21 protein-coding genes are annotated in these 21,517 nt (G+C 64.8%); 11 read left to right on the forward strand and 10 right to left on the reverse strand.

The window, feature by feature from the left end; genetic code table 11:
* Positions 1-72 precede the first annotated feature (72 nt).
* Positions 73-792, forward strand: a complete 720-nt coding sequence (locus BRAGE_RS0102585) for a hypothetical protein (protein WP_027560598.1) — start codon at positions 73-75, stop codon at positions 790-792.
* 31 nt (positions 793-823) lie between these two features.
* Here BRAGE_RS0102585 and BRAGE_RS0102590 read toward each other — a convergent pair whose 3' ends face one another.
* A complete protein-coding gene (locus tag BRAGE_RS0102590) occupies positions 824-2,002 on the reverse strand; it encodes a cytochrome P450 (protein WP_027560597.1) in 1,179 nt (392 codons plus the stop codon).
* A 14-nt stretch (positions 2,003-2,016) separates the two neighbouring features.
* Positions 2,017-3,225, reverse strand: a complete 1,209-nt coding sequence (locus tag BRAGE_RS0102595) for an ABC transporter substrate-binding protein (protein WP_027560596.1) — start codon at positions 3,223-3,225, stop codon at positions 2,017-2,019.
* 113 nt (positions 3,226-3,338) lie between these two features.
* Here BRAGE_RS0102595 and BRAGE_RS0102600 point away from each other — a divergent pair, with 113 nt between their 5' ends.
* Positions 3,339-3,818, forward strand: coding sequence for a MarR family winged helix-turn-helix transcriptional regulator (locus tag BRAGE_RS0102600; RefSeq protein WP_027560595.1), 480 nt, complete (start codon positions 3,339-3,341; stop codon positions 3,816-3,818).
* Positions 3,819-3,862: 44 nt separating this feature from the next.
* Here the strand turns inward: BRAGE_RS0102600 and BRAGE_RS0102605 are convergent, their stop codons facing one another.
* Positions 3,863-4,714, reverse strand: coding sequence for an alpha/beta fold hydrolase (locus tag BRAGE_RS0102605; protein ID WP_027560594.1), 852 nt, complete (start codon positions 4,712-4,714; stop codon positions 3,863-3,865).
* Positions 4,715-4,841: 127 nt separating this feature from the next.
* Here BRAGE_RS0102605 and BRAGE_RS0102610 point away from each other — a divergent pair, with 127 nt between their 5' ends.
* Positions 4,842-5,456, forward strand: coding sequence for a CGNR zinc finger domain-containing protein (locus BRAGE_RS0102610; protein WP_027560593.1), 615 nt, complete (start codon positions 4,842-4,844; stop codon positions 5,454-5,456).
* Between the two features lie 42 nt (positions 5,457-5,498).
* On the opposite strand, the gene BRAGE_RS0102615 is transcribed toward BRAGE_RS0102610, so the two are convergent.
* Positions 5,499-6,179 carry a TetR/AcrR family transcriptional regulator gene (locus BRAGE_RS0102615; protein WP_027560592.1) on the reverse strand — a complete coding sequence of 227 codons (681 nt, stop codon included), beginning with the start codon at positions 6,177-6,179 and terminating at the stop codon, positions 5,499-5,501.
* 172 nt (positions 6,180-6,351) lie between these two features.
* Between BRAGE_RS0102615 and BRAGE_RS47640 the strand changes: the two genes are divergently transcribed.
* From BRAGE_RS47640 to BRAGE_RS0102635, 4 genes are all read left to right on the forward strand, one after another.
* Positions 6,352-7,215: a DUF3313 domain-containing protein gene (locus tag BRAGE_RS47640; protein ID WP_027560591.1), complete on the forward strand. Its 864-nt coding sequence runs from the start codon at positions 6,352-6,354 to the stop codon at positions 7,213-7,215.
* Positions 7,216-7,272: 57 nt separating this feature from the next.
* On the forward strand, positions 7,273-7,527 hold the full coding sequence (locus BRAGE_RS0102625) for a hypothetical protein (protein ID WP_027560590.1): 255 nt from the start codon (positions 7,273-7,275) through the stop codon (positions 7,525-7,527).
* Positions 7,524-7,886 carry a hypothetical protein gene (locus BRAGE_RS0102630; protein ID WP_231164104.1) on the forward strand — a complete coding sequence of 121 codons (363 nt, stop codon included), beginning with the start codon at positions 7,524-7,526 and terminating at the stop codon, positions 7,884-7,886. Before BRAGE_RS0102625 ends, BRAGE_RS0102630 begins: the two co-directional genes overlap by 4 nt.
* 90 nt (positions 7,887-7,976) lie before the next feature.
* Positions 7,977-8,912, forward strand: coding sequence for a LysM peptidoglycan-binding domain-containing protein (locus BRAGE_RS0102635; protein WP_027560588.1), 936 nt, complete (start codon positions 7,977-7,979; stop codon positions 8,910-8,912).
* A gap of 37 nt (positions 8,913-8,949) precedes the next feature.
* Here the strand turns inward: BRAGE_RS0102635 and BRAGE_RS0102640 are convergent, their stop codons facing one another.
* Positions 8,950-12,273 carry a VCBS domain-containing protein gene (locus BRAGE_RS0102640; protein ID WP_084334501.1) on the reverse strand — a complete coding sequence of 1,108 codons (3,324 nt, stop codon included), beginning with the start codon at positions 12,271-12,273 and terminating at the stop codon, positions 8,950-8,952.
* A 351-nt stretch (positions 12,274-12,624) separates the two neighbouring features.
* Here BRAGE_RS0102640 and BRAGE_RS0102645 point away from each other — a divergent pair, with 351 nt between their 5' ends.
* Both BRAGE_RS0102645 and BRAGE_RS0102650 read left to right on the forward strand, forming a co-directional pair.
* A complete protein-coding gene (locus BRAGE_RS0102645) occupies positions 12,625-13,275 on the forward strand; it encodes a FecR family protein (protein WP_027560586.1) in 651 nt (216 codons plus the stop codon).
* 53 nt (positions 13,276-13,328) lie between these two features.
* Positions 13,329-14,174, forward strand: a complete 846-nt coding sequence (locus BRAGE_RS0102650) for a tetratricopeptide repeat protein (protein WP_245161721.1) — start codon at positions 13,329-13,331, stop codon at positions 14,172-14,174.
* 141 nt (positions 14,175-14,315) lie between these two features.
* On the opposite strand, the gene BRAGE_RS0102655 is transcribed toward BRAGE_RS0102650, so the two are convergent.
* Positions 14,316-15,389 carry a tartrate dehydrogenase gene (locus BRAGE_RS0102655; protein ID WP_027560584.1) on the reverse strand — a complete coding sequence of 358 codons (1,074 nt, stop codon included), beginning with the start codon at positions 15,387-15,389 and terminating at the stop codon, positions 14,316-14,318.
* Positions 15,390-15,410: 21 nt separating this feature from the next.
* Positions 15,411-16,709: an MFS transporter gene (locus tag BRAGE_RS0102660; protein WP_027560583.1), complete on the reverse strand. Its 1,299-nt coding sequence runs from the start codon at positions 16,707-16,709 to the stop codon at positions 15,411-15,413.
* Between the two features lie 182 nt (positions 16,710-16,891).
* Here BRAGE_RS0102660 and BRAGE_RS0102665 point away from each other — a divergent pair, with 182 nt between their 5' ends.
* Complete coding sequence (locus tag BRAGE_RS0102665; protein WP_027560582.1) at positions 16,892-17,809, forward strand: LysR family transcriptional regulator; 918 nt, start codon at positions 16,892-16,894, stop codon at positions 17,807-17,809.
* Between the two features lie 37 nt (positions 17,810-17,846).
* The gene (locus tag BRAGE_RS0102670) at positions 17,847-18,671 is read left to right on the forward strand and encodes an aspartate dehydrogenase (RefSeq protein WP_027560581.1); all 825 of its coding nucleotides are present in this window, start codon (positions 17,847-17,849) and stop codon (positions 18,669-18,671) included.
* A gap of 170 nt (positions 18,672-18,841) precedes the next feature.
* Here BRAGE_RS0102670 and BRAGE_RS0102675 read toward each other — a convergent pair whose 3' ends face one another.
* The 3 genes from BRAGE_RS0102675 to BRAGE_RS0102685 form a co-directional block, all read right to left on the reverse strand.
* Complete coding sequence (locus BRAGE_RS0102675; protein WP_027560580.1) at positions 18,842-20,146, reverse strand: PQQ-dependent sugar dehydrogenase; 1,305 nt, start codon at positions 20,144-20,146, stop codon at positions 18,842-18,844.
* 225 nt (positions 20,147-20,371) lie between these two features.
* Positions 20,372-20,581, reverse strand: a complete 210-nt coding sequence (locus BRAGE_RS0102680; protein ID WP_027560579.1) for a hypothetical protein — start codon at positions 20,579-20,581, stop codon at positions 20,372-20,374.
* 309 nt (positions 20,582-20,890) lie between these two features.
* Complete coding sequence (locus BRAGE_RS0102685; protein WP_027560578.1) at positions 20,891-21,517, reverse strand: methyltransferase family protein; 627 nt, start codon at positions 21,515-21,517, stop codon at positions 20,891-20,893.

Here is a 21,517-nt window from a genome sequence, read left to right on the forward strand (position 1 = left end):
TTGCGTCTGCGAGCGGGCCGTGGCTACGATTCCGGCCAATCGCAAAGCGTATCGTCCCCAGGGAAAACATCGATGAGACCGAACGGCCGTCACACCGCCGGCGCCAGCCAATTGTCCGCCCTCCGCGTGTGGGCGCTCTGCCTGCTCCTGCTGTCAGCTGTTGCCATCAGCCCGACCACCGCCCGGGCGGCCCCGAGCCAGGCCCAGGTCGCGACCACGCATGTCTACCTGCTCCGCGGCGTGCTCAACATCTTCTCGCTCGGGCTCGACACCATCGGCGCCCGGCTCCAGGCGCAGGGGATCCCGGTGACCGTCGCCAACTTCGTGTCCTGGTCCTCGCTTGCCGATGAAGCCGCGACCGCCTACAGGGCCGGCCGCCTCAAGACCATCATCCTGGTCGGCCATTCCTCCGGCGCGACCGCGCTGCCCGACATGATCGCCAAGCTCAACCAGCTCGGCGTTCCCGTGAAGCTCGCGATCGGCCTCGACTCCGTGTTCAAGACTAGGCTCTCGACCGGTGCCGAGCGCTACATCAACATCTATATCGGCGACGGTCCCGGCGAGCCGGTTCGGGCCGCGGCGGGCCTGCGCGGCAAGCTCGACAATGTCGACGTCCGCGGCACCGGCGTCGGCCACATCTCGATCGACAAGAGCGAGGCGATCCAGCGCCGCGTCATCGCCGAGATCGATGCCGCGATTGCGCGCTCGCGTGCCCCGGCGGCTCCGGTCGCCGAACCCGGCGGGCCGCGGCCCGCGCGCTCGGCGGCGGCTGCGGCTCCGGCGAGGAACTGACACACGCTCATGCCGGATCGTGTGACGCGGCCTAGGCCGCCGTCACCCGGACCGGCATGCTCTCCAGCCCGCGCAGGGAATTGTTGAGCCTGCGTTTCGGCTCTGCCGTGAGCTCGATGGTCTTCACGCGCCTTGCGAGCTCGCCGAAGATCAATTCGCCCTCCAGGCGCGCGATCATCTGGCCGACGCAGGCGTGGATGCCGGCGCCGAAGCCGACATGTCCGGTCGCAACCCGCTCGACGTCGAACTGATCGGGCCTGTCCCATCGCGCGGGATCGCGGTTGGCGGAGGCCATGAACAGCAGCACCTTGCGGTGCGCCGGAATCACGCCGCCGCCGGTCTCGACCTCGCGCGAGGTGGTGCGGAAGAACGTCTGCACCGGTGAATCGTAGCGCAGGCCTTCCTCGAACGCGTTGCGCGCCAGCTCAGGCTTGTGATGAAGCTTGCGGTATTCATCCGGATGCGTTGCGAGCGCGAGCAGGGTGTTGCCGATGCCGTTGACGGTGGTGTCGATCCCTGCGGTGAGGAACGGCCGCACCAGATGCGTTGCCTCGTGCTCGGTGATCTCGCCCTCGTCAGCCGCCTGGTAGATCATCATGCCGAGGCTGTCGGGCCGTAGCGCATCCCGCGCACAACATTCCATGATCCAGCTCTGCGCGGCGAGACCTTCCTGCCGTGACGCCGCGGCTATCTCGTTCTCCGGCCCGAAGCTGTTGAACACGAACGTGCTCCACGCCAGGAGCTTCTCGCGGCCGTCCGGCCGGATGCCGATCGCATCCGGAAACACCTTCATCGGATAGGCTTCGGCAAGATCGGTCACGGCATCGAACGTGCCTTTGTCGATCAACTCCGCAACCTTCTTCTCCGCCTCCCGCTGGAACGTCTCGCGCAGCTTCCTTGCGACGCCGGGAGAGAGCGTGCGGCCGAGCACCCGGCGGCCCTTGTCGTGGTCGGGAGGATCGATCTGGAGCGTCAGCGGTCGTGGCAGCGCCGGATTCATCCCGTGGAGCCCGACGCCTTCGCCGCTGATGAACGTCTGCCAGTCCTTCAGGGCCGGCTCGACCTCGGCATATCCGGCCATCGCCCACACGCCGTATCGCTCCAATTCGAACGCAGGTCCGAGCGCGCGCAACTCCTCATAGGCAGGATAGGGCTCCATCAGGAAGTCAGGCGCAAACGGATCGGCCGGACTGGATGCAATGCCGCTCATGGTCAGCCCCGCTGCTATTGCTTCGTCAGAGGGCACTGGCCTTCGCTCTCGGCGCGGAATGCGTCCTCGCCCTTGATCGTGGCGACGACCTTGAGCAGGTCCCAGCTCGACGTCGATTCCTCGGGCGACTTGACCTGGAGCAGGTAGAGCGGATGGATCTTGCGTCCGTCCTTGCGGATATAGCCCTTGCCGAACAGCGGATCGTCGGTCGGCATCTCCTTCATCGCGGCGACGACGGCCTTGCCGTCCTTGGCGCCGCCGGCCTTGTCGACCGCCTTGAGGTAGTGAATGACCGAGGCATAGACGCCGGCCTGCATGTCGTTGGGATAGGCCTTCGACGGAATCCGTTCGGCGAAGCGCTTTGCGAAGGCGCGCGTGCCGTCGTTGAGATCCCAGTAGAACGGATTCATGATCTGCGCGCCCTGCGCAAACTTCAGGCCGAGCGCGGGAAGGCCGTTCATGCCGAGGATCAACCCGACCAGCTTGTGGTCCTTGGTCAGCCCGAACTCGGCGGCCTGCTTCATCGACGTGATGGTGTCGTCGCCGGCATTGGCGAAGCCGACGACGTTCGCGCCGGAAGCCTGCGCCTGCAGCAGGAACGAGGCGTAGTCGGCCGTTCCCAGCGGATGCCGCACGCTGCCGAGCACCTCGCCGCCGGAGGCTTTCACGGCCTCCGCGGCCTGCTTCTCCAGATCATGACCGAAGGCGTAATCGGCGGTGATGAAGAACCACTTCTTGCCGCCCTGCTGTACGATCGCCTTGCCGAGACCGCGCCCGTAGGCATAGGTGTCGTAGGTCCAGTGCACGGTGTTCGGCGTGCACTTCTCGCCGGTCAGGAGCACCGTGCCGGCGCCCGATCCGACGAACACCTTGTTCTTCTCGGCGCTCATGCCGGCTACCGCAAGCGCGATCGACGAGTTCGGAATGTCGAAGATCGCATCGACGCTCTCGTTCTCGTACCAGCGCCGGGCGATGCCGATTCCGATGTCGGTCTTGTTCTGGTGGTCGGCCGCGACGACCTCGACCGGCTTGCCGGCGGCCTTACCGCCGTAATCCTCGACCGCCATCTTGGCAGCGACGACCGAGCCGATGCCCTGATAGCTCGCGAACGGACCGGACTGGTCGTTGAGGATGCCGATCTTCACCACGTCCTGGGCGAATGCCGGCATGGCGGTCAGCGTCGCGGCCAAAATGCACAATTTGTGCAGGAATTTGCTGTTCATTCTGTCCCTCCCATAGGCGGTCTTGGTGCCGCTGAATAATAGTTATATTTTATAGCTATTTTTGAGAGTGTCAATTCGGCCCAGCCTTGGATTGAGAATTTGGATTGAGAATCATGAGCTCGAAGACTCGGAAACCCGGAGCGAAATCCGCGTCGCAGCCGGAAAGTTCGCTGGACCTGCGCGCGCTGCAGCGCACGCCTGGCTTCATGCTGCGCCTCGCGCAGCTGAAGTTCTTCGAGGGCTTCTATGAGGAGTTCGCCGCACTCGGCCTGACGCCGGCGACCTATGCGATCTTCGCCGTCATCCGCGACAATCCCGGCGTGCCGCCGAGCAGCCTCGCCAGCTTGCTGCGGCTGCGCCTGCCGAACCTGATCAAGATCCTGAACGAGCTGGAATCGTCCGGCTTCATCAAGCGCAACCGCTCGAAGTCCGATCGTCGCGCCGTCGAGCTCGTGCTCACGCCGAAGGGCGCAAAGCTGATTGAGGAGGGGACAAAGCTGACGGAGCCCTACAACAAGAGGATGCTGGTGCCGCTCACCGAGACCGAGCAGCGCACGCTGCTCGAGCTCTTGAACCGGATGCTGCCGCTTTAGGGCGGCGCCGCAATGCTGCTACAGGCCGCGGCGCGCATGTCCCGTCATTTCAAGAACGAGCGAATGCTCTCCGCGATCTCTCGCGCATGCGTTTCCAGCGCGAAATGGCCGGTGTCGAAGAACTGAACCACCGCGTTGGGATTGTCGCCCTTGAAGGCTTCGGCCCCCGGCGGGATGAAGAACGGATCGTTCTTACCCCACACCGCCAGGAACGGCGGCTTGCGCGTGCGGAAATAGCTCTGGAATAGCGGATAGAGCGCGACGTTGCTCTTGTAGTCGCCGAACAGGTCGAGCTGCACGTCGTCCGAGCCCGGGCGCGCCAAATAGAAATTGTCGAGGTTCTGGCCGTCCGGCGACACCAGGGACGGATCGGGGACGCCATGGGTGTACTGCCAGCGCGTCGCCTCCGGCGTGAGGAAGGCGCGCAGCGCCTCGCGGTTCGCCGGCGAGGGGTCCTGCCAATAGGCCTTGATCGGAGTCCAACCGTCGCTGAGGCCGTCCTCATAGGCGTTGCCGTTCTGCGAGATGATCGCCGTGATCCGTTCGGGATGGCTGAGCGCGAGCCGGAAGCCGGTCGGTGCGCCATAGTCGAAGACGTAGATGGCGAAGCGGTCAAAGCCGATCACCTCGGTGAAGCGCTCGATCACATGCGCGATGTTCTCGAAATTGTAGACGAAGTCCTGGCGCGGCGGCATGTCGGACTGGCCGAAGCCGGGAAGGTCGGGCGCGACGATATGATATTTGTCCGCGAGCAGCGGGATCAGGTCGCGGAACATGTGACCGGCGCTCGGAAAGCCGTGCAGCAGCAAAAGCTTCGGCGCGCCCTTGAGGCCGACCTCGCGATAGAACACCTTGAAGCCGTCGACGTCTGCGGTGCGGTAGGTCGTCGGGGTCATGACCCTCTCCATTTTACGTAACCTGTTAAATCGTCTTATTCAGGTTATGAAAGTCGATAGTAACTTGTCAATGGCTATTTTACTGGTTACGTAGGGTTGCCTTCTCACGACAGGCCAAGGACCGCTCATGGACAGACCACCCGCGATGTTCCTCGCCGACTCGCTCGGCCTCGATTTCCTCAACTCGGTGGCGACGCCAGTCGATACACCCGTCGATTGGCTCGACGATGGCGATGGCCTGATCGACTGGCTGGCGCAGGCGAAGCTGGTGCCGCCGGAGGAGCTGGATGCGCTGACGGCGCGCGCCAGACCGGCCGACCTCGACGAGGTCGCCGATCAGGTCCGCGCCTTGCGCGAGTGGTTCAGGGGCTTTGTTCTGGAGCATGCGGGCCGGCCGCTGACGGCGAAGGCGCTGCACGAGCTTGGCCCGTTGAACGGCATCCTGGAGCGCGATGAGACGTTCCTGCAAGTCGGGCCTCGCCATGGTGAGGAAGGCCTTGCGCTGCAGAGGACGCGGCGCTGGCGATCACCGGAGTCCCTGCTGTTGCCTATCGGCGAAGCGATGGCAAAGTTCGTCTGCGACGAAGACTTTTCCGACGTGAAGGCGTGCGAGGGCCATAACTGCACGATGCTGTTCGCCGACCACACCCGCAGGCGCGCGCGGCGATGGTGCAGCATGGCGATTTGCGGCAACCGCGCCAAGCAGGCCGCGCATCGCGACAGGCTCAAGAGCCGGCCGTGACGGCGACGCGCAGCTGCGGCAGGCCGCGCCGCAGGGGATGCCCTATGGTCGCTTCCTGACCAGCTTGAGCGGACGACTGGTCCCTTGACTGCGCGGCTTGCTCGCGGTGCTCTGCGCCGCGGCTGGCCGCAGGAAGCGGAGGAGCATCGTGCGCAGATGCGCCGCGCTCTGCTTGATATCCAGCTTGGGATTGCGGATCGGCAGGGCGCGGGATCCGTCGATGAGGGCGATCAGGATGTTCGCCGTCGCATCCGGATCCAGCCCTGGATCGACCCGCCCCTGCTGTTGCGCGTGGCGCAGGAAGTCGCTCCACATGCGGCGGACCGCCGCGGTGTGCCGTTCGATGATCTTGGCGAAGTCCGGATTGCGGCCTGCCTCGGCGAGGCCATCCAGATTGAGGATTTGGGCGGGACGAAAGCGCAGGCTGTTGTCCTCGATGTCGACGAGCAGCGCCTCGATTACGTCGTCGGCCGCGAGAATCCTCTCAAACCGCTCCGCCGCATGCGCAACGCCCAGATCGATCATCGCCTCGATGATCGCCTCCTTGCTCGGAAAGTAATGGTAGAGGTGGCCGGGACTGATGCCGGCCTCGGTGCAGATGTCCGTCGTGCTGGCGCCGCGGAAGCCGTCCCTGATGAAGCAGCGGATCGCCGCGCCGAGGATCTCCTGGCGCTTCTGCTCATGCTTGACGGGATCGACTTTCCTCAAATCGGACATCTCCATTCACACTCGCCCCGTTTAGCACGACGATTTGCCACGAGAAAATCAAAATTAGAGAGTTCCATCTATTTATGTTGACCGAGTGTTGCGAGGCGTGAGAGTGATTATTAGAGCAATCTCTCTAATAAGCCGTCGATGCGGGAATGGGACCATGCGCTTGCCACGGACGGCCCTGATGAGCGTCGCGCTGGCGCTCGGTGGCTGCGCGACCGCGCCGCTCGAACGGGCCGGCTCGCTCAGGAGCTACGACCGGATGTCGGATGCGAACGGACTGGTGACGCGGTCGCAGATCCGGATGAACAAGAAGGACTTGCTCGCGGCGAAGACGATCCGGATCGCATCGACCGCGTTTCCTGCGCGCCCTGGCGTTGCGCTGAACGACAAAGAGCGCCGCCTCGTCGCCAACGCCGTCAGCCGCGAACTTTGTCTCCGCTTGAGCGAGCGCTTCCGTATCGTCTCCAACGATGACGACGCCGACCTCACGGTTCAGGCGACGGTGACGCATGCCACGCCGACCAGCGCGACTGCCTCCGGCGCGTCGAAAGCCCTGTCGATCGCCAAGACCGTCGCGCTTCCCGGCGTACCCGTGCCGGTGCCGCGGCTTCCGGTCGGCCTCGGCAGTCTGTCGGTCGAAGCGGAAGCGCGCGACTTCGCCGGATTTCAGAAAGCAGCCATGGTGTGGGCGCGCAGCGCCAATTCCATCTCGAATTCCGCGCGCGTCGCCAACGAAGGCGATGCCTACGATCTCGCCGCCGATTTCGGCGCGGACTTCGCCAAGCTGGTCACGACCGGAGAGTCGCCGTTCGGTGGTATCGCTGCCCTGCCGCCGATGGAGAGCATTCCCGTGCGGCTCGGCGGCGCACCGAAATACGTCGCGTGCGAGGCGTTCGGGCGCTTTCCAGGCCTGACCGGCCTTGCGGGGCAGGGGCTCGGCCTGCCGCCGGCCTGGACGGATTCCGGCGCCAAGGACAGTCCGGCCAACAGTCCAGACCCGGCGTCGCCGCCCGGGCCGGGTTCAGAGCAGCCGCTGACGCAGTAATGCGGCTGCGCGCTGATCTCCGAGCTCAACACATCGATAGCCGATCAGAGACATCACATGCTGACATCCGGAACGACACGCCCTTCCGAGCGCGCTTTGCGCCAAAGCGCAGCGCGCCACGATGCGCGAGCGAGGAGCGTCCCCCTGTTCACGGCTGACGAAGCGTGGAGCCGCACGGTCGCGGATCGGCGTGTGGCCGGCGAGACGGATGATCAGGAGGCGATGCTCGAGTCCGGCTTCTGGATGACGGCCCTGGTCGCGTTTCTGCCGACCGTCGCGGGCTGCCTCTATCTCTTCCTGACCCAGGGATGAGGCGCCGGTCTCTGGCGGCCTTGTCCGCCGTCCTGACGCTGTTGCTCGCGGGATGCGCAACGAGCGCGAATCTGCCTCCTGCCTATCATCCTCCGCGTCCGCCGGGCGCCAAGGCGTTGCAGGAGGGCGTCAAGAAAGCGGCCGCCGAGGTCAAGCTGACCGGCGGACTCGAGACAACCGACGTCCGCCAGAGCGACCACGGGCCGGGATCGTATTTCGTCTGCCTGAGGCAGCGCGGGTCGGCGGGCGGCAGGTCGCCCGCCTATTCGGTCTTTTTCGACGATGATGCCTACAAGGGCATCCAGAGTTCGGTGATCCTGGATGCCTGCGAAGCCCAGCCATGGGCTCCGTTCAGTTGAGGTTCCATGCCCCAAAATCCACCCAATCGGTGGTCACTAAGCCCCCGTGGGGAGGGGCGTAATACCTCCTGTGGTGGGACGGCTGATCTGATGATCGATTTGAGGCGAGTTGTCGTGCTGGCAGCGTTTGCGCTGCTCGCCTTGTATCCCGTCGTGGCTGCGGCGTCCCCGGCCAAGTCGAAGCCGGCGGCGGCCCCTGCCGTACCCGTCGCTCCGCCTGCCGCGCCCTTCGAGCCGCTGCCGCCGCCGAAAATCTACCTGTTCCGCGGCGCTATGGGCCCGATCTTCTCGACCGGCATGGACCGGCTCAGCGAGAAGCTGACCAAGGCCGGCTTCTCGGCGGACGTCTACGAATTCACCATCTGCCGGCTGATCGGCAACCGCGCCATCGCCAGCTACAAGGAGAGCCCCGCACCGATCGTGCTGATCGGCCATTCCATGGGCGGGCTGTGCTCGATCGTGATCTCCGAGATGGCGGCCAAGGAGAACATCCCGATCAGCCTCGTGGTCGCCATCGACCCCGCGCATGCGACCGGCGACGTGCCACTCAATGTCGAGCGCTTCATCAACATCTTCATGTCCGACAGCGTGCTCGGCGGCGGCGACGTCGTGGCGGTGCCCGGCTATCGCGGTCACTATGCGAGCTACGACCTTAAGGAAAACGCGCGCGTCTCGCATATCAACATCGAGAAGTCGGACGACATCCATCGCCAGATCATCGAGATGGTGACGCAGCTGCCGCGCATTCCGCCGCAGACCCAGGCCGATGCCGTGCCGCTGCGCTATCTCGTGCCGGGCGATACGCTGGTCGAATTATGGGACAGCGGGGTGCGCGTGCCGGTACGCCGCGGCGACACCCTGGAGAGCATCGCCGCAGCCAACCGCGTGCCGCTGTGGACGCTCGCGCAGAGCAACTCGCTGGCCGAGAACGCGCAGCTCACGCCCGGCCAGACCATCATCGTCCCGCGCCACCTGACGCCGCCCGAGCCTGCCGCTGCCATGGCTGCGCCGCCAGGCCGGCGGTAGCATCGCTGCGGATCCGGGGCTTGCTGCGCGGCCAGCCTCACACGATGAGATCGTGCTGCACAGGATGGTCGACGTGTCCGTTGTGAGCACCATTGTCCGTATGCGAAGCCTCGGTCATTGGCGCCGCGTCAGCATGTCCCTTGGTCTCTCCCGCGTGTCCGTGCTGATCGGGCGGTGACGGAAGATCGTCCACGACGGCGGTGCTCGATTTCTCGTGACCCGGATTCAGGAATTTAAAATTGTCTGCTGCGTGCGGATTTGCTTCTGAGCCAGACGCGCCGTTGGCCTTGGAATGCAGCTGAGTATCAAGCGCGCCCCCGGTATCGGCGGCGCTCGCATCGCCAGGCGCCTCGGCAGCCTTGCCGCTGTTGGTGTGTTGGGCGGATGCAAAGTGGAAGCCGTCCGGTGTGCTGAAAGGAACTTCCAGTCCCGAATGACTTTCGGTTGCAGTGCTGATCGGACTGATCGACATCGAATGGTTGCTGTCGTCTTTTCCAATTTGCTCAAAGACGAACTTGAAGTCCGCCAATGGCGAAACGCTCGCTACTTCCAAGAGGCCGGGTGTCGCAGTCCCGGCCGAGTCGGAAGAGCCGGGATGCTCGCTCGGCCCGGTCCGGCTTTGACCGGCATCAAGGCTATGGTTCGCGTCGGCTGCTTGAGCCGCGGAGATCTGGTCGACGGGGAGGGTCTCGGCCGTCGTGTCAGCGATGCTATCGTGTCCGGGGGGCCCGCCGACGAACGGAGGATCCGATACCACGGTCGTCCCTGTGGCCAGATTGTCGAAGTCGTTGGTGTCGCAGTCGCTGGCGCCATGGATCGAGATCGTCACCTCTTGCTTGGTGCCGTCGATGCTTGTCACCGTGAAATGATCGCTGAGAGTATCGCAGGTATCGAGTGCGTTGACCACGCTGTTGCAGTTGTCGAGCGTATAGGTCCATACGCCGGTGGCGCTCATCGTGAAGGTGCCGTAGCCGCAGTCGCTTGCAGTCGGCGAGGTCACGGCGGTGAAGCTGTTGGCCGGATTGTCGACATCGGTATCGGTGAGCGTGCCAACCGCGACTGGCCTGCCGGGTGAGATTGCGCCCGCCTCGAGCACCGAGCCTGTCGTGGTGCCACAAATGATTGCGGCGTCATTCGTGCCGAAGATCTTGATGGTCACCACCTGCGGCGTACCGTCGATGGTCGTCACAGTGAATGTGTCGGTCAGCGTGCCGCAGGCATTCAGCGCCTGCACGGTGCTGTTGCAGTTGTCGAGCGTGTAGGTCCACGTGCCACACGCCGTCATCGTGAAGGTGCCGAAGCCGCCTGCGCTCGGCTTGGGCGAGCTCACCGCGACGAAGGTGTTCGACGGATTGTCGGGATCGGTGTCGGTCAGTGTACCGCAGGCGACCGGCGTCCCGGGCTTCCCGTTGGCGATGCCCCCGGCCTCGATCACGCAGCCGGCCGTCTGTCCGGAAATGACGGCCGCATCGTTGCTGCCGTTGATGGTGATCGTCACCACCTGTGCGGTGCCATCGATCGTGGTTACCGTGAAGCTGTCGGTCAGCGTCTGGCCGTTGTTGAGCGCCTGTACCTTGGTGTTGGCATTGTCGAGTGTGTAGGTCCACACGCCGGCGGCTGTCATCGTAAAGCTGCCGTAGCCGCCCACGCTCGCCGTCGGCGAGCCGGCCGCCACGAAGGTGTTGGACGGATTGTCGACGTCGACATCGGCAAGCATGCCCGTCGCGATCGACGTACCGGGCGAGGTGCAGCTGCCTTCGATAACAGCACCGGCGGCGGTGCCGGAGATGATGGCGGCGTCGTTGCTGCCATGGATCGTGATCGTGACGACTTGCGGGGTGCCGTCGATGCTGGTCACCGTCAAGGTATCGGTCAGGGTGTCCCCGACATTGAGGGCCTGGACCGCATGATTGGTGTTGTCGAGCATGTAGGTCCACACGCCGGCTGCCGTGATCGTGAAGAAGCCATAGCCACCCGTGCTCATGGTCGGCGAACTGACCGCCGCGAACGTATTGGGCAGGTTGTCGACGTCCACATCCGTGAGCGTGCCGGTTGCCGTTGGCGCGCCAGGCGCCGCATTGGTGGCACCGCCTGCCTCCGCCACCGTGCCATTGACGTTGCCTGAGATGATAGCCGCGTCGTTGGCGCCGTTGATGTTGATCGTGAAGGCCTGACCCACCGAGAGCGAGCCGTCCGAAACTGTGATGAGGAAGCTCGTCGTCGTCGGCGATTGCAGGGCGTTGATTGCATCGTTGTTCGGAACGAAGGCGTAGGCGCCGGACGTGCTGTTCAGGAAAAGGGTGCCAAAGGGACCCGCCTGCGAAAGATTGTAGGTCACCCCATTCAGTGTCGTGCTGCCGGCTGTTCCCCCGCTGAGGCCGAAGGCCAGTACGGCGCCGGTCTCGGAACTGTTGGCCGTGAAAGTACCGCTCGCCGTGGTGAACTGGTCGAAATGGATCGTGTCGACTTCGACCGGTCCGGCGGGCAGGCCCAGAGACGGCGGCGTATGTATGATGATGGGAACAGGGATGTCGAACGGCGGCAGCGGCGGAAGCGGGTCTTGCGGCCTAGTCGAGTCATGCGACGTGAAATTGATATGCTGAATCGAGAGTGAATCGCCGAAAGGAGGTGTGCTCGATCCCGTCGGCCCCCGCGTGAGATTGGCGAGCACGTCCTGTTGCGCCGACTGCAACTCCTCCATTCGCGTAGCACTATTGGCGACCTGATCGACCCTGACCGAGGAGCCGATCCTGTTCAGGACGATGGTCTCGCCGGGATCTTCGACGATGATGTGTCGCGGCACCGCCTCCTTGGTGATGAGCTCGAAGGAGCCGTGCTGAAGGTCTTTGTAATTGATCTTGTCGTCATCCAGGAATGTGGCGTCGGGGTCCGCGGCGTTTGCGTCCGGCATCATCGAGAAGGTCAGCGCCGCAAGCGTCAGTATTCCGAAACCGCTCGAATAGGAGCGGCCGCGAAGGCTTCCCAACGGCGTGTCGACCGTCAGAGTGCCGCCGCTGCCCAGCCGGCCGGCTGCGAAGGAAAAGCTTCCTCTGGTCACCGCAAGCACGATCGCGCGCACGGTGTCGTTGGGATCGTAGACGAAATCGCTCACCTCGATCCGGGCTCCGCCGGCGAGATTGAAGACGGTGCCGTCGACGAGCAGAATTCCGACCTGTCCGTCCGCGGCAGTCTCGATTGTGTCACCATGACAGACAGGGGCGCCAACGCTGACCTGTATTGCCGCGGAGTTGTCTCGCGTGAGAGTTGTGCGACCAATCGCCGTCTGAACGATGCCGATGATTTGGTGAGGCGGGATCGCGACGGCCTCATCCGAGAGTTCAACGCCGGACGCAACCAACATTGGGCCTCGCCTGCTGGACAATTCTGGCTCAGCGCGATGCCGCAGTCTTGTTGGTCTTGCCTACGCCACAGAAACAGAATGCACTGGCGTCGGCTGATTGGGCCCTGCACGCCGAAAACGTTTTGAAACTCGATCCCTGCGGGGCCAGCCAGGAGCAGGGCCCCCCTTCCTGCGAGCTTAAGCGCCCCGGCGCGACGGTGGAAAACGCAAAAGGAGTACTCCATTTGTAGGCTGGTCCATGGGGCCGCTTCAGGTGGTAGATTCCGCGATGCACGACGTGCGGGCGCCGCCGAGGTTCAAAGAGCCCATCGCGCGGCCATGCGAACGAGATCTTCTCGGAGATGGCGGGTCATGTGCAGACAGACGATTGCAGCTTTCGCGACCGGTTTCGTTTGGGTATTTGCAAGTACCCTCTCTGGGCCCGCGCAAGCGCAAGTCGATTCTGTGAAGCCCGCCGTCCAGGATGTTGCGCCAAAACTCATCGGTAAGGTCATCCGCGTCACCGGCGTGGTCACGATCGAGCACAAGGGTGCGGTCGTGGTCCAGGCGAGCCTTGGCGATCAGGCCGGCCAAACCAAGGTTGGCGATGTCGTATATCTGGGCGACGTGGTGCGAACCGAGGTCGACAGCCGGGTCAGCATCAACTTCACCGACGGCTCGTCGTTCAATCTGTCCAGCAACGCTCTCATGACGTTGGACGAGTATGTGTACGAGCCGGAGGGGAAGTCGAATGCGACGTTTTTCAATCTGACCAAGGGAACGGCCACGTTTGTTGCCGGCAAGGTCGCCAAGACCGGCGACATGAAGGTGGATACGCCCGTCGCGACCATGGGAATCCGAGGCACCACGCCGCACATCGAAATCCAGGATGATGGTTCCACCAGATTCTCCACTCTGATCGAAGAGGGCAAGAGCAAGGCGCTGAAGAAGCGTGCAGCCGCCCCGCCGCAGCAGCCCGCAGACGCAGCCAATCGCAAGCTGACCATCTGCCGAGGATGCTGAAGCGATTCCGCGCTGCGTCATCCATTGCAGTGGGAGCCGTTACGGACATGAGTATGAGGGGCGCTCTCATCGACGGCGCGGCGACCATCCTCGTTTTGCTGTTGGTCGGCTCACCGGCAGCGGCGCGACAGCCGCAGGAAAACAGCAATCTCAAGAGCATCGAACTGTGCAACGGCGCGGACGTTCCGCCTCAAGCCAGGATCGTCGGCTGCACGGCGCTCATTGGTTCGGGTGAGGCCAATGCGGACGCGCTGGCCGTCGCCTACAACAATCGCGGCAATGCTTACGTCGTGACGGCGGAGTACGACCTCGCGATCAAGGATTTCGATCAGGCGATCGAGCTCGCCTCGGGTTACGTCAAACCGGTCAACAATCGCGGCGTGGCCTATCTGAAGAAGGGGGCGTATGACGTCGCGGTGAAGGCTTTCGACGAGGCCATCAAGCTCAATCCCAACTATGGCGGTGCCTTCGTCAACCGAGCCGAAGCCTACATTAAGATGAACGAGTACGAGCGCGCCGCGCGCGACTTCGACGAGGCGATTCGTCTCGACCCGAATTCGAATCTTGCCTGGAGCGGACGTTGCTGGATACGGGCCGCCCTCGGCAATCTCGAGGCCGGGCTCGACGACTGCAACAGGGCGCTCCAGTCGGGATCGGACAGTGCCGCGGCCTACGACTCGCGTGCGCTGATCCATCTGAAGATGGGCCAACTCGCCGCGGCCATCGACGACTATAATGCGGCGTTGCGCGTCGAGCCGAAGCTGGCAAGCGCGCTTTATGGGCGTGGACTTGCCAAGCTCAGGCAGGGTGACCAAACCGGCGGCGACAGCGACATCTCGGCAGCGAGGATCATCGAGGCCAAGATCGGCGATGACTTCGCCCGCCATGGCGTCAAGTGAGGCGAGGCCGCGGGAGGTCGTTTGAGTTCGCGGAATAGAGGATCGCGAAGTTGATGGAGGGGGCTCGACGCTCCCGCGCGCGGAGCCCCCCTCGGCCAGCCTGGCGTCGGATGTCGGTTCGACCGCCGGCTCCTCAGTCCGCTACACGTTCGAGCCGTGGATCGCATCGATCACGGCATCCGTGACTTCCTTCGTCGTCGCCTTGCCGCCGACATCGGGCGTCAGCACGCCGGCCGCGCAGACGCGCTCGACCGCCTTCATCAACCGCACAGCCGCGTCTTTCTCGCCGAGATGCTCGAGCATCTGCGCGCCGGTCCAGAACGTCGCGACCGGATTGGCAATGCCCTTGCCGGTGATGTCGAAGGCCGAGCCATGGATCGGCTCGAACATCGAGGGGAAGCGGCGCTGCGGATCGATGTTGCCGGTCGGCGCCACGCCGAGGCTCCCTGCCAGCGCGCCGGCAAGGTCCGAGAGGATGTCGGCGTGCAGATTGGTCGCAACGATGGTGTCGAGGCTCTTCGGATGCAGCGTCATGCGCACCGTCATGGCGTCGACCAGCATCTTGTCCCAGGTCACGTCGGGGAATTCGGTCGCGACCTCGGCGGCGATCTCGTCCCACATCACCATACCGTGGCGCTGCGCGTTCGACTTGGTCACGACGGTGAGCAGTTTGCGCGGCCGCGACTGCGCCAGCTGGAACGCATAGCGCATGATGCGGGTGATGCCGACGCGGGTGAACACGGCGACTTCCGTGCCGACCTCTTCCGGCAGTCCCTTGTGGGCGCGGCCGCCCATGCCGGCATATTCGCCTTCCGAATTCTCGCGCACGATCACCCAGTCGAGATCGCCGACGCCGACATTGCGCAGCGGCGAGGCGACGCCCGGCAAAATCTTGGTCGGCCGCACATTGGCATATTGGTCAAAGCCCTGGCAGATCGGCAGGCGCAGGCCCCACAGCGTGATGTGGTCGGGCACGTCGGGCGCGCCGACCGCGCCGAAATAGATCGCGTCGAACTTCTTCAGCTCGGCGAGGCCATCGGCCGGCATCATCACGCCGTGCTTCTTGTAATAGTCCGAGCCCCAGTCGAACGTTTTGACGTTGAAGGCGAGGTCGCCGCTGCGTTTTGCGAGAGCCTCCAGCACGCGGACGCCGGCCGAGATCACCTCGGGGCCGATGCCGTCGGCGGGAATGGCTGCGATCGAATGGGTGCGCATGAAGATGCTCCGTTTGGGGTGTCAGTGGGATTGCGGGACGGGTTCGACGGGCGCAGTCTTTGCGCGCGACAATAGCAAAGTGAGGGCTGCGGAGAGAACGAGCAGGCCGCTGACGAAATAGAGCCCGCCGACAAAGCTGCCGGTCTGGTCCTTGATCCAGCCGATCATGGCGGGGCCGACGAAGCCGCCGAGATTGCCGATCGAGTTGATGGTGGCGATGCCGGCGGCAGCCGCGGGGCCGGACAGGAACAGCGTCGGCATGCTCCACAGCGGCGGCTTGGCCGAGGAGATGCCGATGTTGACGAGCGTCAGCGCGAGCAGCACGGCGACGACGCCCGCGGCAAGTCCGGCATAGGCGAGGCCCGCGGCCGCAATCAGGCAGGCCCACACGACGTGCCAGGTGCGCTCGCCGGTGCGGTCCGAATGCCGGGCCCACAGGATCATGGCGACGACGGCGGCGGTTGCCGGCAATGCGTTGAGGAAACCGACCTGGAGCGAGGACAGGCCGAACTGCTTGATGATCTGCGGCGCCCAGACGCCGAGCGTGTAGAGGCCGGCCGAGGTGCCGAAATAGATCAGCGACAGCGCCAGCACGCGGGGATCGGCGAGCCCGCGCCAGATGCTGTGGCTTGCGGTCGCGGCCTTGCTGGTGGTCTCCGCATTCATGGTCTCGACCAGCCAGCGACGCTCGTCCTCGGCAAGCCATTTTGCTTTCTCGGGGCGATCGGTGAGAAAGCCCAGCACGACGAAGCCGAGCAGCACGGCCGGCAACGCCTCGAGCACGAACAGCCATTGCCAGCCCTTGAAGCCGAGCAGACCGTCCATCTCCAGCAGCGCGCCTGAGATTGGCGAGCCCAGCACCGTCGAGAGCGGCGCGGCCGCCATGAACAGCGCGGTCACCGCGGCGCGCTGGCGCGCCGGGAACCAGTAGGAGAGATAGAGGATGATGCCGGGGAAGAAGCCGGCCTCGGCGACGCCGAGCAGGAAGCGCAGGATGTAGAAGCTGGTCGCCCCTTGCACGAACGCCATTGCGGCCGAGACGAGACCCCAGGTGATCATGACCCGCGCGATCCATATCCGCGCACCGACCTTGTGCAGGATGATGTTGGAGGGCACCTCGAACAGGAAATAGCCCCAGAAGAAGATGCCGGCTCCAAAGCCGTAGACCGCGGGCGACAGGCCGATGTCCTTGTTCATCGTCAGCGAGGCAAAGCCGATGTTGACGCGGTCGATGAAGGCCACGAAGTACAGCAGCATGATGAAGGGAACGATGCGCCAGGTGATCTTGCGCAGCACGCGCGTCTGAATCTCGCTCGCCACCCTGGCCTCCTCAGGTTCCGGTTTGTTGTTGTGTCGGCGGACCCGGAAGGTCGATGCCAGCAGCAAGCCTAGGCGGGGGCAGGAGGCATACTCAATTGGCGCTGGTTTATACAAAAAAATGATATAATCCTCGCCGGGCGTGCTTCCACGGCGTCATGGCCGTGTGGACGAGAGGACGGCGAATGGAATTGCATCAGCTTCGATGCTTCGTGGCGGCGGCCGAGCAGCTGCATTTCGGCCGCGCGGCGCAGCAGCTCCAGATGCTGCCCTCGGCGCTCGGCCGGCAGATCAGGCTGCTGGAGGAAGACCTCGGCACGCGGCTGTTCGCGCGGACGACGCGCGCGGTGTCGCTGACAGATGACGGCACGACGCTGCTGCGCGATGCCCGCGCCATCCTCGCCAGGGTCGAGGCGGTCGAAAGCAATTTGCGCAACCGCCCGCGTGCGGGAGCCGCGCGGCGGCTGCGGGTTGGCGCCATCGACAGTGCGGCAGCCGGGCTCTTGCCGCCGCTCTTGCGTGATTTCCGCGCCAGGCATCCGGAAATTGCGGTGCAGCTGCTGGAGGACAAGACCGTCCGGCTGCTGCCGAAGATTTTGACCGGCGCGCTCGATCTCGCCTTCGTCCGTCCGCCCGATCGTGCGGACAAGCGGCTCGAATTCCGCGATCTGCTCCAGGAGACCGCCATCGTTGCGTTCCCGCAGCGGCATGCGTTGGCCGCGCGCAAATCGATCACGCTCGCCGACATCGCCGACGAGGCGATGCTGGTGCCGGACCGCCGTTCGCGGCCGCACAGCCACGACCTCACGATCAAGCTGTTCGAGCAGGCCGGGTTGACGCCGCGCATCGTGCAGGTCGCCGACGAGAAGCAGACCATCATCAACTTGGTGGCAACCAGGCTCGGCGTTGCCATCGTGCCGCGCTGGACCACGCGGATGGCGGTCTCAGGCGTGCGCTTCGTGCCGCTGCGACTGAGGAAGACCGGCCCGGTCGGCCGCCTGCCGCTTGCCGCCGCCTGGCTGCGCGGCTCGCGCGACCCGGCCCGCGATGCCATGCTGGCGGTGCTGGAGGCGCGCCTGCGCAGCTATGCGCGGGAAGCGTGAGGGGCTATGACGTAGGCTTGGACCAAAGGTGGATGCGATGACTGAACCGAAAGCGCCGAACGAGTTGCAGGTTGCCATCGCCGGATTGGGCTCGATCGGCACCAAGATCGCGACCGCGCTGGATCAGGGCATCGAAGGATTGGCGCTGTCCGCGGTGGCCGTGCGCGATCCCGCCAAGCATCAGGCCTTTCTGGGCAGTTTGCGCCGCCCACCGAAAGTCATGCCCATCGACCAGCTCGGCGACGCCGCCGACATCGTGGTCGAATGCGCGCCGAGCAATCATCTGCGCTCCATCGTCGAGCCCGCGGTGAAGCGGGGCAAAGCCGCGGTCGTGGTCAGCGTCGGTGGCCTGCTCGACAATTTCGACCTCGTTGATCTTGCCCGCGCCAATGGCGGCCGCATCCTCGTGCCGACCGGCGCACTGATCGGCCTCGATGCCGTCAACGCCGCCGCGGTCGGCACCATCCATTCGGTGAAGATGGTGACGCGCAAGCCGATCGACGGTCTGAAGGGCGCACCGTTCATCGTTCAGAACAACATCGACATCGACAATCTGCGCGAGCCGCTGAAACTGTTCGAGGGCAGCGCGCGCGAGGCGGCGAAGGGCTTCCCCGCGAACGTCAATGTCGCTGTTGCGCTGTCGCTGGCGGGCATCGGGCCCGATCGCACTCAGATGCAGGTCTGGGCCGACCCCACCGTGACGCGCAATGTTCACCGCATCGAGGTGGAGGCGGATTCGGCGCGGTTCTCGATGGGCATCGAGAACGTTCCGTCCGAGAACCCCAAGACGGGAATGATCACCGCGCTGTCCGTGATCGCGCTGCTGCGCAAGCAGCGCGCCACGCTGTGCGTGGGGACGTAATGGGGTGAGGCTTCATAGCGCCGGTGGTGGTGCGCTCCCTCCCCCGCTTGCGGGGGAGGGTTGGGGAGAGGGTGTCTCCGCAACGAAGAAGAAAAGCCTCACCCGGCGCGTTGCGCCGACCTCTCCCGCAAGCGGGAGAGGTGCACCTAGCCCGTGGCGCCTATCTCGTCTTACGCCCCCGTCACGCGCCAGATCACGTTGCCGACGTCGTCGGCCATCAGCAGCGACTTCTTGTCGGGGCCGATCACGACGCCGACCGGACGGCCGTAGGATTCCTTCTCGTCCGGCGACAGGAATCCCGACAGGATGTCGCGACCGGGGCCGGACGGCTTGCCGTTCGCGAACGGGATGAACACCAGCTTGTAGCCGGACAGCGTGCTGCGATTCCACGAGCCGTGCTGGCCGATCACCATGCCGTCTCCGAAGCCGGGCAGGGTCCCTGCGGGCATCCAGCACAGGCCGAGCGAAGCCGTGTGGCCGCCGAGCGCGTAGTCCGGCTGCAGCGCCTTGGCCACCATCGCCGGATCCTGCGGCACGCGGTCGTCCACCGTCTTGCCCCAGTAGCAATAGGGCCAGCCATAGAAGCCACCGTCGCGCACCGAGGTCAGGTAATCGGGCGGCGTCTCGTCGCCGAGGCCGTCGCGCTCGTTGACGACGGTCCAGAGCACGCCCGTGTTCGGCTCCCACGCAAGGCCCACGGGATTGCGCAGGCCCGCACCAAAGATGCGATGCGTGCCGGCGGCGAGATCGAGCTCGTAGACCGCGGCGCGGCCTTCCTCGACTTCCATGCCCATCTCGGCGATGTTGCTGAGCGAGCCGACGCCGGCATAGAGCTTCTTGCCGTCGGGGCTTGCAAGCAGGCTGCGCGTCCAGTGGCCGCTCGGCTTGAACGTGGTGAGCCGCTTGCCCGGCGCGGTGATGCGGTCGGCGTTGGCGACATAAGGGAAGGCCATCACGCCGTCGGTGTTACCGACGTAGAAGGTGTCGCCGACCAGCGCCATGCCGAACGGCTGGTTGAGATTCTCCATGAAGGCGCCGCGGACTTCGGCGACGCCGTCGCCGTCCTTGTCGCGCAGCAGCGTGATGCGATTGGCGGACACGCCGAGCGCGGCGGCGCGCCGCATCGTCGCCTGCATCGCGTAGTGAAACACGCTGCGCGGGGGACCTGCGATCTGCGTCGCTTCGGCGATCAGCACGTCGCCATTGGGCAGCACCTCGATCCAGCGCGGATGGTCGAGGCCGCTCGCGAATGCGTTGACCTTGAGGCCGGGCGCGACGGTCGGCTTGTGGCCCTCGCTCCAGCCGCGCGCGGTCGGCATCTTCAGGGTCGGGATCGCGCCTTGCGGCTTGGCTTCGGGAATGGCGGGCGTCTGGCCCCAGGCCGGCGCGGGCTCGGTGCCCGACAGTTTGCGCCATTGCAGCGCGATGCCGCCGAGTAACGCGACGAACTGCGCGAAGATGCTGGAAAAAGTCATGAGACGCCCCTGTCGAATCCTGCGGCACCGTCCAACGCCGATCGCCAAAAACCCCGCGCGGGCTCAGGCCTGATCGCCGACCTCTCCAGATCAACGATGAAATGTCGTCGTGCCTCGTTGCGCGCGCATCCAACTGGTTGGCGGTAAAAAGGTCAACCGCCAGGGAACTCGACGGACATCTATTCCCGCGGAATGGCAGCCGGCCAATTTTGCATGGAGAGAAGATCAGCGGCCGATCTGCCGCTCCAGCCGCCGCGCCGCGCGAAAGTCATCGAGGTGATGGACGTTGGGCGCGAGCGCAGCCTCGCGGGACAGCAGATGATAGACCCGCGCCACCGTGCGCTGCTTCTGCTTGGAACGCCCGGGCGGCAGCGCCCGCGCCTTACGGACGGCGGCGATCGCATGCGCGCGGAAATAATCGTAGGCGTCCGACATGGTTTGATGCTCGGCTCGATGCTCTGCTTCTGGTGCAGGTGTCGAGGGCTAACGGACGAGTGGAGGGGCGGTTCCGTGGCGGAATGTTCCGGGCTCGCGACGCATCCCCGTCATCCTGAGGTGCGAGCCATGTGGCGCACGGCGCCGCATGGGGAGCCTCGAAGGATGGACGGCCCGGCTGCATCTCGGCCGTGCATCCTTCGAGGCTCGGCTCGCGATGCATCCGCATCGCAAGCCTCGCACCTCAGGATGACGGGGCTAGTAGCAGCGTTGCACTGAGAAAGCGGGAGGCGGAAGCCGAAGCCGCGCTCACCGCGGCGACGTGAACGGGATGATCATCGGCACACGGCGGCAATAGGCGCCGTAGGCGTCCTCGCCGAGCTCCTTCGACAGGAACACCTCTTCCATCCGGCCCTTCTGCCACATGCCGAGCGAGATCAGGATGGCGCCGAGGATCGTCGTTACGCTGCCGATCGCGAAGCCGGTGACGAGCATGCCGAAGATCAAACCGGTGTAGATCGGGTGACGCACGATGCCATAGGGGCCGGTGTCGATAACGCGGTGATCTTCCTTGTGGGTGATGGTGTTGGACCAGAATTTTCCGAGATGCAGCCGGCCCCACCAGGCGAAGGCGATGCCGGCGGCCGAGAGGACCGCGGCGATGTAGATGCCGGCGTTGCCGAGCACCCAGAGCGGCTTCCAGCCCAAGACCTCCGCAATGAACGGCGTGTACAGGATGCCGCCGATCAGGATCGGCAGGCGATAGCGCTGCGACTCCAGCGTCATGACCTGCTTCTTGGTCTGCCCCTGCCAGAACGAGGCGCCGACCCAGCTGGCGAGAAAGGCGAGCCAGATTAGGGCCAGGAGTTCGGTCGGCCAGGTCGTGGTCCAGCCACCCCAGGCCACGGAGAGAAGCTTGCTGAAATCGAAGGACAT

The sequence above is a fragment of the Bradyrhizobium genosp. SA-4 str. CB756 genome, assembly GCF_000473125.1.
Lineage (GTDB): Bacteria > Pseudomonadota > Alphaproteobacteria > Rhizobiales > Xanthobacteraceae > Bradyrhizobium > Bradyrhizobium arachidis.

What these genes read in the sequence shown, in the direction of transcription:
- BRAGE_RS0102625 (WP_027560590.1), top strand. Translation starts at nt 7,273, where the DNA reads ATGCTGACATCCGGAACGACACGCCCTTCCGAGCGCGCTTTGCGCCAA.
- BRAGE_RS0102645 (WP_027560586.1), top strand. Translation starts at nt 12,625, where the DNA reads ATGTGCAGACAGACGATTGCAGCTTTCGCGACCGGTTTCGTTTGGGTA.
- BRAGE_RS0102615 (WP_027560592.1), bottom strand. Translation starts at nt 6,179, where the DNA reads ATGGAGATGTCCGATTTGAGGAAAGTCGATCCCGTCAAGCATGAGCAG.
- BRAGE_RS0102605 (WP_027560594.1), bottom strand. Translation starts at nt 4,714, where the DNA reads ATGACCCCGACGACCTACCGCACCGCAGACGTCGACGGCTTCAAGGTG.
- BRAGE_RS0102640 (WP_084334501.1), bottom strand. Translation starts at nt 12,273, where the DNA reads ATGTTGGTTGCGTCCGGCGTTGAACTCTCGGATGAGGCCGTCGCGATC.
- BRAGE_RS47640 (WP_027560591.1), top strand. Translation starts at nt 6,352, where the DNA reads ATGAGCGTCGCGCTGGCGCTCGGTGGCTGCGCGACCGCGCCGCTCGAA.
- BRAGE_RS0102685 (WP_027560578.1), bottom strand. Translation starts at nt 21,517, where the DNA reads ATGTCCTTCGATTTCAGCAAGCTTCTCTCCGTGGCCTGGGGTGGCTGG.
- BRAGE_RS0102670 (WP_027560581.1), top strand. Translation starts at nt 17,847, where the DNA reads ATGACTGAACCGAAAGCGCCGAACGAGTTGCAGGTTGCCATCGCCGGA.
- BRAGE_RS0102635 (WP_027560588.1), top strand. Translation starts at nt 7,977, where the DNA reads ATGATCGATTTGAGGCGAGTTGTCGTGCTGGCAGCGTTTGCGCTGCTC.
- BRAGE_RS0102655 (WP_027560584.1), bottom strand. Translation starts at nt 15,389, where the DNA reads ATGCGCACCCATTCGATCGCAGCCATTCCCGCCGACGGCATCGGCCCC.
- BRAGE_RS0102610 (WP_027560593.1), top strand. Translation starts at nt 4,842, where the DNA reads ATGGACAGACCACCCGCGATGTTCCTCGCCGACTCGCTCGGCCTCGAT.
- BRAGE_RS0102680 (WP_027560579.1), bottom strand. Translation starts at nt 20,581, where the DNA reads ATGTCGGACGCCTACGATTATTTCCGCGCGCATGCGATCGCCGCCGTC.
- BRAGE_RS0102665 (WP_027560582.1), top strand. Translation starts at nt 16,892, where the DNA reads ATGGAATTGCATCAGCTTCGATGCTTCGTGGCGGCGGCCGAGCAGCTG.
- BRAGE_RS0102585 (WP_027560598.1), top strand. Translation starts at nt 73, where the DNA reads ATGAGACCGAACGGCCGTCACACCGCCGGCGCCAGCCAATTGTCCGCC.
- BRAGE_RS0102650 (WP_245161721.1), top strand. Translation starts at nt 13,329, where the DNA reads ATGAGGGGCGCTCTCATCGACGGCGCGGCGACCATCCTCGTTTTGCTG.
- BRAGE_RS0102590 (WP_027560597.1), bottom strand. Translation starts at nt 2,002, where the DNA reads ATGAGCGGCATTGCATCCAGTCCGGCCGATCCGTTTGCGCCTGACTTC.
- BRAGE_RS0102630 (WP_231164104.1), top strand. Translation starts at nt 7,524, where the DNA reads ATGAGGCGCCGGTCTCTGGCGGCCTTGTCCGCCGTCCTGACGCTGTTG.
- BRAGE_RS0102600 (WP_027560595.1), top strand. Translation starts at nt 3,339, where the DNA reads ATGAGCTCGAAGACTCGGAAACCCGGAGCGAAATCCGCGTCGCAGCCG.
- BRAGE_RS0102595 (WP_027560596.1), bottom strand. Translation starts at nt 3,225, where the DNA reads ATGAACAGCAAATTCCTGCACAAATTGTGCATTTTGGCCGCGACGCTG.
- BRAGE_RS0102675 (WP_027560580.1), bottom strand. Translation starts at nt 20,146, where the DNA reads ATGACTTTTTCCAGCATCTTCGCGCAGTTCGTCGCGTTACTCGGCGGC.